The following is a 12545-nucleotide window of genomic DNA, read 5'->3' as shown; positions in this document are numbered from 1 at the left end:
TGAAGTGAAACAACAGAGTAGTTAGATCTAATATTCTATGGATAAGCGTGTGAAAAGGGTGATAAATACTGTGGAGCATACAGTCAAAATCCGGGACGAAATAGCAGCGTATCTCTTCAGGCATAACCTGTCCATTAATCAATTTGCTATCATCAGCGGCATACATTCCGGTACACTCAGCCGGGTGATGAAGGGTCAGCAGGCCTTGGCGATGAATCATCTGATCCGTGTTACACGCGGGATGGGACTTCCCGAGGACTACTTTTACAGTAAGTATGTGGATGAATGTCTGTATGATTCGGCACCAACCTGGCGGCGGCTGAGGCCGTTCCTGCTGCAATGTGCGGCGCTGTCACGTCTGGACTGTATTGAGCGGATTGTACAGAATTTGCTGGATAATCTTCTCTATGTACCGCTGCTGTTTGAGGTCGCCGAGGAATTATTTGAGCAAAAGAGCTGGCAGGCGGCAGCATTAATCTATGAAAATGTGGGAGCCAGCGAGAAATACCAGCATTCCGAGCGTCTGGCGCTCTGCCAATATCGGTTGTTCTTAATAGGTCTCAGCGATGATCAACACAAAAATTTAATTGCAGCTACTTTATGTGAAGGTTATGTGGGCAGACTGGACGAGGTCAATCAATTAGATGCTTTACATCAGTTGGCTAATACGTATTTCTCATTACATGAATGGCAAAAGGTAATGGAATTAGCGGATGAAATGGTGAGGATTGCTACTAATCTATATGAGCTTCATAGAGAATCAGGACGTACTTATGAACAGGCATACAAGAGACCTTTATACACTTATATTTTATACGCTCAACTTCTTCAATCCTGTGCTCAAGAGGAGTGTGGGAACTATAAAACTGCATTGGATATGGTACCCCTGTATATGGATCATAGCTGGATTCGGGAAGATACTGAAGAAGCGAGACGGATCTCGGCTCAATTTAAGGAATGGGGAACGGCCAATACTTATCTCTATCGCTTGTTGGACGGACAAATCGAAGTGCTGGATGAGTACGTAGAGTACATTTCTACCCGGGAAAATGAGATCTTTACGGCACTATTCAAAATTATTGAATCGGCCAATCGTTATAAGTGGGATGTCGATCATATTCTGCTGAGATTCGCCAATTATATCCCTTACCGCAAATATTCCAGCGTCTTTGGTGAACGCAATATATTGATGCTGAAAGATAGCCATGCTCAGTTCCGCCGCGAGCTGGCAACCTATTATCTGGCCCGCAGACGTTATAAAGGCGATGACGTGACCATGCAGGGTGTGGACCTATCCGCCAAAATAGACTGTGAGCGTAATGTGATCCGGGGAACCTTATCCGTGGATTTTGAGATATCGATTTCGGATATCACTAAACTCGGCTGAGGATTGAGGAAAAGCATTCCCTTTGAATATTCATGCAAAACGGCTGAGAACCCCTCCGGGGAATCTCAGCCGTTTATTTGTTCAACCGGTAATGCCGCCCTGCGGTTAGCCGCCGATCTGTGACATGCGGCGGGCGGTAGGCGTATGGCTCTGCGCTTTACGCTCCAGGGCCAGCGCCATTTCATGATTATGCGGCTTGTTGCCGAGCGCCTGGCGGAAAAGAGCCTGCACCGCAGCAGGATCACTTATCAGTGGCCGCACATTATATTCATCCTCCCAGTAAAGGCAGGCTTTGATGTTGCCGTCGGCGGTGAGGCGCAGCCGGTTGCAGTTATCGCAGAAGTGCTCGCTTACCGGATGGATCAGTCCGAAGGTTCCTTTTGCCCCGGTGACACGCCGGTTCTGGGAGGGGCCATTCCCGGAAGGCATATCGGCTTCCTCGGTAGTCCAGCCTGCTTCATTGCAGGCTTCCACTACCGTTTCTAGCGGGAGATAGGTCTGCCGCCAGGCATCGCTTGCGCTGCCGATGGGCATATATTCGATGAAACGTACATTCAGCGGGCTGTTCAGCGTCAGGGCGATGAAGTCCTTGATCTCATCATTATTAATACCCTTCATCAGCACGACATTCAGCTTGATCGGCGACAGGCCGGCCGCTTCGGCGGCTTCAATCCCCTTCAGCACTTTGGCGACATCGCCGCCGCGGGTGATCATGGAGAACCGTTCCTGCCGAAGGGAGTCCAGGCTGATGTTCACCCGTGACAAGCCCGCCTGCTTCAGGGCTGCGGCTTTGGCCGGAAGCATCAGACCATTCGTAGTTAACGATATATCTTCAATACCGGGTATAGCGGAGATCATGGATACCAGCTTCTCCAGATCCTTACGGACCAGCGGTTCTCCGCCGGTCAGCCGGACCTTCCGCAGACCCAGCGGCGCAAGTGCTTCCACTACAGCGGTAATTTCCTCATAACTCATAATCTCGTCCTGCGGCTGGAATTGCATTCCTTCCGCAGGCATACAATAAATACAGCGCAGGTTGCAGCGGTCTGTAACCGAAATGCGGATGTAATCATGTATCCGTCCAAAAGGATCGGTCAGCGGCTCCATGGCACTACTCCTTCACCTGTTGAGTTTTATTTTAAATTTTAAAGACTTCATTCCTCTGCGTCAATGTGTACGGCTTCAGCTGGCCCAATCCGCAATTATGGAAGAGGAGGGAATGCATACAGCATAAGAAACGGACAACCTAAATAATATGTGACGAAAGATGAAAGACGCAGCCTAATTTTGACAAAAGTACGACAATTTCAGGGAATGGTCATAGAATGCTCACCGAAAGCGCTTAACAATTTCGATATAATTTAGGTGCGGAAGATTCAAACTTTATAACCTTTCACTTTTGCGAAGAACACAGCTATGATACCGGAAAGTTCAGGCGGCGACCTTAAGGAAGCCCCGGCGTCCGGCAAACCAATAGGGAGGATTTGCAAAATGACTATACCTACAGTTCCATCACTTGTCGTGCCGGAGGTTTGTAGCCGCTGGCTGGAGAGTCGGGGATTAATATATCAGCTTCTGGTTGATTTCTACGGAAGAAAACCATCGCTCTCACTGGTCGCCCAGTGGAGCCGCAACCGTGAGATGAGTATTGCTGCAGAAATGACCGAAGGCGGACGTGAACTGAAGCGTTACCTGTGCAGCCAGGAGCCAGCAATGCTGCCGGCCATCTGTGAGAAAGAGAAGCTCGAATATAAGCGGCTGATGAATGAGCGTGCTGCCAGTACTTTTGTGGCCCGGGAAGCAGCCCAGCTCGGCCGTGAAGAAGAATTCTGTAACGTACTTTCCGATGTGTATGCTTCGGCAGGCATTGTGTTCAAGAAATGCAGCGGGGAAGCTGACGACCATATCGCCATTGAACTGGAATTCATGGCAGTCCTGCATGAACGGATGCTGTACAACAGCTTCTCCATCCGCAGTGCAATGGAGCTTCTGGAGATCCAGGAGAACTTCCTCGAAGAGCATCTGCTGAAATGGACACCGCAGTTCTGTGAACGGCTGAACGCAGCGACTGACAGCCCGCTATATCTTGGACTCAGCCACATGCTGGAGGAATTCCTGCCGCAGGATCTGCATATGCTGCGTGCCTGGAAGGCTTCGCTGGAGAGCAGTGCGGCGGCAATGGTCTAAACAGCTGAATAATCAAGGCGTCCTTCCGAAGTGGAAGGGCGCCTTATTTGTTGCTGCGGCAGGTTCAGCTTCCTGCGAAGAGGTTACAGTATTGTTGCAATTTAAGTTTCGTATAGGATTCCAGTAGGAAGAAACGGTGTCTTCATGTAATATATAAATGTGTCAGTTTAGTGATGAACGGTAGAACGAGAAGGTAGGTTGCATATGAGAAGAGGACTGCAGGCTTTAGTCATCATAGGGGCTATGCTGGCTTTTTATTACTTTGGATTTGGTATTTTTGGCAGTACGGCCGGAACGATCATCAGTATTTTCTCCACATTGACGGTTATCTCTATCGGGCTGGGTATCTTCATGGAGAACCGTAACCCTTCTACCACAATGTCCTGGATTCTGCTGCTGGCCTTGATTCCGGTGCTGGGACTCGTTTTCTATTTTCTGTTCGGACAGAATGTGTTCAAACGGCGCAAATACGATAAGAAGGCCCAGCGCGACCTGATGGCCTATGAACGGATTGAGAATGACGCGCTGCGCATGCACCAGGATTGGTCAGTGTTCAGTCCCGGGCGCCAAAAGCTGCTGGGATTGTCGCAGAGACTGGGACGTACGCCGATTTCCTTCAATTCAGAGACGCGTATCCTGACCAACGGTGAAGAAACCTTCGGGACCCTGCTGCTCGAGCTGCGTCAGGCCCAGCATCATATCCATATGGAATACTATATTTTCCGGGCGGATCATATTGGGACACGCATACAGCAGATTCTGATCGAGAAAGCCCGGGCGGGCGTAGCTGTCCGGTTTATGTATGATGCGGTCGGAAGTATTCAGCTGTCCAAGGCCTTCCTTAAGGAGCTCAGTGATGCCGGCGTTCAGGTGGCTGCCTATGGCAACTCAACCTCCTTTTTCTCCAGCCGGGTGAATTACCGGAATCACCGCAAAATTGTTGTCATCGACGGCGATGTGGGATTCATGGGCGGACTTAATGTTGGCGATGAATATTTGAGCCGGAGTAAGACTTACGGCTTCTGGCGGGATACGCATATGCTGCTGAGAGGTGAAGCGGTGCGGACGATGCAGATTATCTTCCTGCAGGACTGGATGCACACCACCGGTGAGAAAATATTAGAGCAGGATTACCTCTCCCCGCAGCTGCGCTTCACGACCGGCGACGGAGCGGTCCAGATTATTGCCAGCGGACCGGATAACGAGCGGCGTGCACTCAAGAATATCTTTTTCTCCATGATTGCCTCGGCGGAAAAGTCAGTCTGGATCGCCAGCCCCTACTTCATCCCCGATGAGGATATCCTGACCGCGCTGCGTGTGGCGGCGATGTCGGGTCTGGATGTCCGTCTGCTGTTCCCGGCCAAGCCGGATAAGTGGATTCCGTTCCTGGCTTCGCATTCCTACTTCCCGGCACTGCTGGAATCCGGGGTGAAGATCTATGAATATGAGAAGGGCTTCATCCACTCGAAGCTGCTGATTGCGGATGGGGAGATTGCTACCATCGGCACAGCCAACATGGATATGCGCAGCTTCCATCTGAACTTCGAGGTGAATGCGCTGCTGCTGCAGACCGAGAGTGTCTCGCGTATTGTCGCAGACTTCGAGCGTGACCTGCTGTCCACGCGGCAGATTGTCCATGAGACCTTCATGGATAAAAGGCTGCTGGAGCGGCTGCTGGAATCGGCAGCCCGCCTGATGTCTCCGCTGCTGTAGTAAGGGAATCTAAAAAAGACCACCGGATGGAGCTGCTGCTCTCCGGCGGTCTTTTGTTCTTATTTAGGGACTTATGATATTCCAGTAATCACTCTGAATCCGCCGAAAGTGGGCGATATGGGTAAATTAAAGGGAAAAACCCCTCTAATTCCCGCAGATGCGGCCCAAAGGAGCAAATGATGAGCATTAGTGCACCTGAATTTACAGGGGCTACCCCAGAAGTCGCCCGAATGGAGCAATACGAGTTGGCCTTAAATCTACATTAGCTGCACAGGCCGCGCACACCGCATAAGCTCCAGCTGATTCACCATTAGGGTGATATTTATTTGTCCCAATAGAAGAATTTACAGGTTTCTGCTTGGGCATATTCAGAAGGTAGTGAGCCCGAGGCGGGTCTGCATCCGGTAGAGGAGATACTTAATCCATGTAATTTCACTCTGATATTCCTTCAGCGGCAGGCTGTACTCGGCTCCCTCGTTATTCCACAAACGGTTGAAGTAGCTCTCCATTTCAGCATATAGCGGCTGCCCCTGCGGCACGGATACCCAAAGGTTATTCTCCAGATTGTAGTCGTCCAGATTACGGGCCGTGAAATTCGTTGATCCGCCCAGAACGATGGAGTTGCCGGCTGCCTTGGCGATGAACAACAGCTTGCTGTGATACTGCTCCTTGCCCGTATTGTACCAGCGGATTGCGATATTCCCCTTAGACTTCCGGTTCAACTCCATCGCAACCGGGCGGTTCGGGATACCGATTTTGTCCCGTCCGAAGGCATTCTGATTGGGATCCAGCAGGAGCCTTACTTCAGCGCCGCGAGCGTCAGCCGTCAGCAGGGCATCAATAATTCCGTCGTCCGCCAGATAGAACATACCCATCCAGATGACATCCCCCTGCCCTGTTGCCTTGATATCATCCAGAGCGTACTTGTACACCTTGCCTTCGGTTAAATAGCGGACCTCGAGCTGCGGCTCCCCGGCGGGGAGGGCTTGCTGCTTGAAGTCCGGTGTCCTGCTCAGCAAAGGGCCCGCTTCCGAGAGGTTCGCGGCAGCCTGCTCACTCTGCAGAATGTCAGCCAGAATCGGACCCTGCACCTCCAGGGCAATGTTAGAGTGATAGGCGCTGGCGTCATGCACATTCCCCGAAGAGATCAGCGCGGTGTTCTCACTGAGCACCACTTTGCGGTGATTGGCTTTGACATTGAGCAGCTTCAGATACGAACGCGCAGTGATATCAGGCCCTCCGCTGGCCATAAGATTGGGAATCCAGCCCTTGCCGGATTGTCCGAACCACTGAATGAAGGTCCGCCATACAGCGGAGTAGGCCGGGGTCGAGTCACGCAGTGTATCCACATCCGTCATAATAACCTTGATTCCGGCGGCTTTCATCTCTTCCAGCAGATGATTGGGTGCAGAGCTGTAATTCGTATTCACCTCATCAGTAATGAAAACGATCTCCATCCCGGGATAGGCGGCTTTCTGGGCGATAAGCTTATCGGTAAGCTTCTGGCTGACTGCTGGGAACTGCTGGTCAGTGTGGGTATAGTCATTGAACAGGAACAGGTCGATTACGAGGAATTCTCTGGCTTCTCCAATAATCTGCAGAATTCTCGGGAGAATCTGTTCTTCTCTTGCTTCGGCCCCGCTGCTGTCCTGATAGGTCAAGTCGTGCCAGAAGGCTACATTCTCCACCTTATACGCAGGACTCTCCACGGAAAGCCCGGGAGGCAGCGGTTTATGGGTCTGGAAGATCATTACCCCGGCTAACCATATTAGGAGAAGGATGACGGCAATCAGTATCTTGGAGCGGCGGCGCAGAATAAACTGCGGTTTCCGCTTGCGGGGTGACGTAATCGCACCGGAAGCTATAATTAGCTGCGACTGTTCGGGTGTAATGGAGCGGCTGCCTTGATTCATGGGATGATCCTCCTGGGTGCTGCGGAGCCAGAGTCCGTAGGTCTTGGCGCCGGCATTGTAACTACCTATTAACGCCCGCTGAGGAGAAGTGAAGCAGTTGACTGCAAAATCATCTGAAAGATCTATTTTTGCTAAAATCGCCGGATTTATACCGTATCATTCCTGTAAAGCAGGGTTATACAGTTCTAATGACATACAGCAGAAGCAAATGTATAATGAGTGTAAATAATTTGTATAAGGTTTGAATCTTCAGAAGTATTCAGTGTAAATAGGAAAAGAGTGTGAGATACATCGTGTATTCCATCAAACAGGTCGTCGAAATGCTCGATATTCCTTCGGTCACTCTGCGGGCATGGGAGAACAGGTACCAGGCTGTTATTCCGGAACGTACCGAATCGGGCTACAGGCTGTACAGCCAGGAGAATATCGAGGACCTTCGCTGGTTGAAGGAACAGACGGACAAGCAGGGCATCAGTATTTCCCATGCCGTGCGGATGCTGAAGATGCGTAAGCAGAAACATCTGGATGAACGTCTGAACGCGGCGGGCGGCGACCCCAGAGATGCCATTGACAAAATGAAGCAGCAGATCTATACAGCCCTGCACGAAATCCAGGGCGAGCGGGCGGATGCATTAATTGATTTCGGGTTCTCATTATACGGCTATGAGGCTATGGTATATCAGGTGCTTGTGCCGGTGCTGGTCAAGGTTGGCGATGCCTGGGAAGAAGGGACGGCAACGGTAGCCCAGGAGCATTATATGACGCATATGATCTCTAACCGGCTGTCCCAGTTTTTTCATGTGTTTCCCGTTTATGCGCATTTGCCGAAGGTGCTCGCCTTTTGTCCGGCGGGAGAGCATCATCAGATAGGGCTGCTGCTGTTCTCGCTTTTCCTGCGTAAGAACGGGGTTGAGGTCATTTACCTGGGGGCCAATACGCCGGAGGAAGGTGTTATGGATATGCTGGAGAAGCAAGGCCGGATCGGGGCAGTCTGTCTGTCCGTTACGGATGAAGAGCTTGTACCGTACTGTGAAGATTTGCTTGGACGGCTCGGCAGCATGCATCCGGACCTGCAATTTATTGTCGGCGGCAAAGGATATGAAACGGCCGGTCCTGAGGCCACCAGGGCGACCTATAAGCTGGATGAGCCTCCGGAGCAGTGGCAAGCCTGGTTTGACCGGGAGTTTGCCCGAATGAAGCATAGAATGTAGCTTTTAGAACCGATCGGTACCCCTTGAGGGCCGGCCGGTTCTTTTTTGCTTTTACAGGCTGGGAACTCTAATTATTGGAAGTCGGATTGCTGATATTTACATGGCGCGGTAAAGTATGTATGATATTTGTATCATAATTGTATAGTTTTTGTATAATGTTTGAAAAGAGTTATCTGCCTCAAGACAGACAGCTATAAGGAGGAAGGCGCTTGACTGGACCCAAACGTACCGCGAAAGTTGCAATTATAGGCGCTGGACCAGGCGGACTGGCCGCAGCTATGCTGCTGGCCGCCGAAGGCTACGCAGTGGATCTCTATGAGAAGCAGGATACAGTTGGCGGAAGATCGGGAGAGCTCAAGCTGGGCAGCTACCGTTTTGACCGGGGTGCTACCTTTTTGATGATGCCGCATCTGCTGGAGGAGCTGTTCGCCCTGGCAGGACGTTCCGTGCATGATTATGTGTCCTTGAAGCCGCTTGACCCGCTGTATTCACTGCATTTCGGAGATACCGTATTTACGCCTTCTACGGACCAGGAGCAGACTGCCGGAGAGATTGAGCGGCTGTTTCCCGGCAACGGGAGCGGCTACCGCCGGTTTATGGCCGATGAAGCCGACAAGCTGGAGCGAGTCATTCCGCTGCTGCAGCGTCCGTTTCAATCCCTGGGTGACTATATGAAAAGAGATGTACTGCACGCGTTGCCTAAGCTGAACGCCGCAGATAATGTATACAACCGGCTGTCCCGGTATTTTGATGATGAACGGCTGCGGTTCTCGTTTACCTTTCAGGCCAAATATCTGGGAATGTCGCCCTGGGAATGTCCCGGTACGTTCACGATCCTGTCCTATATGGAGCACCGTTACGGCTTGTACCATCCGATAGGCGGAATTAACCGTGTCCTTCAGGCGATGTCTGAGGTGATTCAGGAATATGGCGGGCATGTGCACACCTCCAGCGGAGTGAAGCGCATAGTGGTCAAGAACGGGCATGCGGCAGGATTGCTGCTGGAGAACGGGGAGCGGGTGGAAGCGGATTACGTTGTGATCGGGGCCGACTTCGGCTCTGCGATGACGCAGCTGTTCGAGCCCGGCATTCTGAAGAAATACACCCCCCGCAAGGTTGCCCGGAAAAGATACTCCTGTTCAACAGCCATGCTGTATCTGGGTATCGATGGGGAGGTGGACCTTGGTCATCATTCGGTTCATTTCTCCGCCGATTACCGGCGTAATGTCGAAGAAATTACTAAGCTTGGGGTATTATCCGAAGATCCTTCCATATACGTCCATAATCCGTCGGTTATCGATAAGACGCTGGCGCCGCCGGGCAAGTCTTCACTCTATGTGCTGATGCCGGTGCCTAATCTGAGTGCAGAGGTCAACTGGCAGCAGACGAGTGCGGAAGTTGAAGCGCGGATGATGGAGCGCCTGGAGCAGATTCCCCAGCTTGCGGGAATAACCGGGCGGGTGGAAGAGAGCTTATTCTTCTCTCCGCTGGACTGGCAGAACAAGCTGAATGTATATAACGGCGCAACCTTTAATCTGGCCCATAATCTGGGGCAGATGATGCATTTGCGGCCGCATAACACCTTCGAGGAGGTGCGCGGCATCTGGCTGGTCGGAGGCGGAACCCATCCGGGCAGCGGTTTGCCGACGATCTTCGAGTCGGCGAAGATCAGTGCGCGGCTGCTGCGGGAGCATGACCAGGCCCTGCGGGGCAGCTTCCCCGTGCCGGCCGGCGCTCCCGGCGCGGGCGCGGGGGTTCCGCTATGAGCCGCGTAGCCGTTGTGGGCAGCGGAATCGGCGGGCTGACCGCAGCGCTGCTGCTTACCCGGCAGGGGCATGAGGTTGTAATGTACGAGCGCGCAGAGCAGGTGGGTGGGCGCGTTGCCTTTGAAGAAGAAGGCGGCTACCGGATAGACCGCGGGCCTACCATTGTGCTGCTGCCGGAGATGCTTCTGGATATTCTGGAGGAAGGCGGGCTGCCGCGCGGAAGTCTGGAGCTGCTGCGCCGTGATCCGCTTTACCGGGTTCACTTCAGGAGCGGGCGCGTGCTGACCAAATTCGCGGGGGCCGCAGAGCAGGCAGAGGAGATTGACCGGCTGTATCCCGGAGAAGGTAAGGGCTTCCTGCGGTTTATGGAAGATATGTCACACTTGTATCCAAAGGGCAGGGCTTCGTTTCTGGAGAGAGGCTATAAGAACGGGCGCGAATTTTTCAGCCCGGCCAATGTGTCGCTGATGGTCCGTCTGCGGGCTTACCGAAGTCTGCGCTCTGCTGTCGGGCAATATTTCAGGAATGAGGAGCTAAGGGATGCCTTCTCCCTGCAGAGCCTGTATATCGGCGGAGCCCCCTTCCGCACACCGGGAATCTATACGATGCTTCCCTACGCGGAGCATGCCTTCGGCATCTGGATGCTGAAGGGGGGATACGGCACCCTGCCGCAGATCATTGCCCGGGAGCTGGAGGGCCGCGGAGTACAGATTCATACCAGTACAGAAGTTGATTCCCTGATGGTAGAAGGGGGAAGATGCCGCGGGGTTGTTGTTCAAGGTCGGCAGATAACCTATGATGCCGTGCTGTACAACGGTGATTTCCCGCATATTGAGAAGCTGCTTCCATCCGGGTTGTTCAAGCGGGACAAGAATCTGGCCGGAACTACAAATAAGACAAGCAGCGCTACTGATAAACCGATCCGGCGCGGCAGCTTCACACCTTCCTCAGGCTGCCTGCTCATCTATGCAGCTGTATCCAAGCGCTGGCCGCAGTCTCAGGTTCACCAGTTCTTCTTGCCGGATAGTCTGGATAGCAGTCTCCATGAGGTGTTTGACCGCGGGCAGATCCCTGCTGATTCTTCATATTATGTGTTCAACCCGGTAGTGCTGGACGACAGTGCCGCTCCTCCCGGAGAAAGTATACTGTATTTCCTTGTCCCTGTTCCGGCAGCACCGGATAAGGATTGGGATGATATCGCCGAAGCACTCGCCGTCAAGGTGCTAAGGGATGCTGAGAAGCGCGGATTCCCGGGGCTTACAGCCAGTATAGTCTGGCGCAGGCTTAGAACGCCGGGGGATGCCCGTAAGGAAGGGATGTACGGGGGCGGGAGCTTCGGAATAGCCCCGATGTTGAGCCAATCCGGTGTATTCCGGCCTCAACCGAAGCCGTATCCGCTCCAAGGCCTGTATGCCGCAGGAGCATCTGTCCATCCCGGCGGCGGTGTGCCGATTGTGATGCAGGGAGCCAGGCTGGCAGTTCAAGAACTGATAAAGGAGATGAGCGGTCATGAATGAAAGGATATTGCAGCAATGTGAAGAACTGATGAAGAAAGGGTCTACTTCCTTTTATAAGGCTTTTAATTTTCTGCCAAGTCCCAGGCGTGAGGCAGTGCATGTTATTTATGCCTTCTGCCGGATTATTGATGACAGTGTGGATGAGCCTGACAGCTCGCCGTACAGTATTCATGAACTGAAGGCGCATTTCAGGGATCTGGAGGAGGCGGACGGACATTTCATCTGGCCGGCGCTGCGCTGGCTGTTCAGCAGCTTCCCGCAGCTTCAGCGTGAGCCTTTTCACCTGCAGATGGAAGGCCAGATCAGAGATCTCTCTTTCACCCGGTACGAAACGATGGAGCAGCTGAAGAGCTATTGCTATCTTGTAGCAGGGACTGTAGGGGAAATGCTGCTGCCCGTTCTGCGGGATGATCAGAATGAAGCGGCACGGGCAGCAGGGATATCTCTGGGTATAGGCATGCAGCTGGTGAATATTATCCGTGATGTAGGCGAGGACCTGCGGAGAGGGCGGAGATATGTGCCGCTTGAGGTTATGGAGCGACAGGGTTACAGCCAGCAGGAGCTGGAAGCCGGAGAGGTTAATGAGCCGTTTATTGCTGTGCTTCAGGAGCTTAGGGCGGAGGCGCTGCACTGGTTTGAAAAGGGCCTGGAGAATGTGCATACGTATCCTTGGGAGAGCGGCATGTCAATTGAACTCGCTGCCGCCTTCTATGCCGCCATTCTTGATGCCGTAGAGGCAGACGGCTATGACGTATTCCACAAGCGGTCTTATGTCAGCGATGAAGCCAAGCTCAAGCTGTTCCGGCGTACGGTGGTGCGCTATACCGGTATCACAACCGTGGTGGTGTAAT

General features: G+C 52.6%; 9 protein-coding genes. 7 read left to right on the top strand and 2 right to left on the bottom strand.

Features of this window, described 5'->3' with window-relative positions:
- The first annotated feature begins 70 nt into the window (after nt 1-70).
- Nucleotides 71-1387, top strand: a complete 1317-nt coding sequence (locus NSU01_RS33320; RefSeq protein WP_052422139.1) for a helix-turn-helix transcriptional regulator — start codon at nt 71-73, stop codon at nt 1385-1387.
- 105 nt (nt 1388-1492) lie between these two features.
- Here the strand turns inward: NSU01_RS33320 and moaA are convergent, their stop codons facing one another.
- Entirely contained in the window at nt 1493-2494 is a 1002-nt protein-coding gene (gene moaA / locus NSU01_RS33315) for a GTP 3',8-cyclase MoaA (protein ID WP_076246026.1), read from the bottom strand.
- Between the two features lie 384 nt (nt 2495-2878).
- Here moaA and NSU01_RS33310 point away from each other — a divergent pair, with 384 nt between their 5' ends.
- Together NSU01_RS33310 and cls are read left to right on the top strand one after the other, a co-directional pair.
- The gene (locus NSU01_RS33310) at nt 2879-3574 is read left to right on the top strand and encodes a molecular chaperone TorD family protein (protein ID WP_039309109.1); all 696 of its coding nucleotides are present in this window, start codon (nt 2879-2881) and stop codon (nt 3572-3574) included.
- A gap of 204 nt (nt 3575-3778) precedes the next feature.
- Nucleotides 3779-5287, top strand: a complete 1509-nt coding sequence (cls, locus tag NSU01_RS33305; RefSeq protein WP_042140271.1) for a cardiolipin synthase — start codon at nt 3779-3781, stop codon at nt 5285-5287.
- A 368-nt stretch (nt 5288-5655) separates the two neighbouring features.
- On the opposite strand, the gene NSU01_RS33300 is transcribed toward cls, so the two are convergent.
- Nucleotides 5656-7200 carry a phospholipase D family protein gene (locus NSU01_RS33300; protein WP_083705631.1) on the bottom strand — a complete coding sequence of 515 codons (1545 nt, stop codon included), beginning with the start codon at nt 7198-7200 and terminating at the stop codon, nt 5656-5658.
- A 281-nt stretch (nt 7201-7481) separates the two neighbouring features.
- On the opposite strand from NSU01_RS33300, the gene NSU01_RS33295 reads away from it, so the two are divergent.
- The 4 genes from NSU01_RS33295 (at nt 7482) to NSU01_RS33280 (ending at nt 12544) form a co-directional block, all read left to right on the top strand.
- Nucleotides 7482-8411, top strand: a complete 930-nt coding sequence (locus NSU01_RS33295) for a MerR family transcriptional regulator (protein ID WP_231575245.1) — start codon at nt 7482-7484, stop codon at nt 8409-8411.
- Between the two features lie 209 nt (nt 8412-8620).
- Nucleotides 8621-10177: a phytoene desaturase family protein gene (gene crtI, locus NSU01_RS33290; protein WP_076246029.1), complete on the top strand. Its 1557-nt coding sequence runs from the start codon at nt 8621-8623 to the stop codon at nt 10175-10177.
- The gene (gene crtI, locus NSU01_RS33285; RefSeq protein WP_076246031.1) at nt 10174-11694 is read left to right on the top strand and encodes a phytoene desaturase family protein; all 1521 of its coding nucleotides are present in this window, start codon (nt 10174-10176) and stop codon (nt 11692-11694) included. The genes crtI (NSU01_RS33290) and crtI (NSU01_RS33285) overlap by 4 nt, the downstream gene beginning before the upstream one ends.
- Nucleotides 11687-12544 carry a phytoene/squalene synthase family protein gene (locus NSU01_RS33280; protein ID WP_042140267.1) on the top strand — a complete coding sequence of 286 codons (858 nt, stop codon included), beginning with the start codon at nt 11687-11689 and terminating at the stop codon, nt 12542-12544. Before crtI (NSU01_RS33285) ends, NSU01_RS33280 begins: the two co-directional genes overlap by 8 nt.
- Nucleotide 12545 lies beyond the last annotated feature (1 nt).

Origin of the sequence: Paenibacillus sp. FSL H8-0259, from assembly GCF_037963255.1 — a bacterium.
In the GTDB taxonomy this organism is placed as follows: Bacteria; Bacillota; Bacilli; order Paenibacillales; family Paenibacillaceae; genus Paenibacillus_AQ; species Paenibacillus_AQ phytohabitans.
The sequence above is the reverse complement of the archived record's forward strand: the minus strand, read 5'-3'. Positions and strand labels throughout refer to the sequence as shown.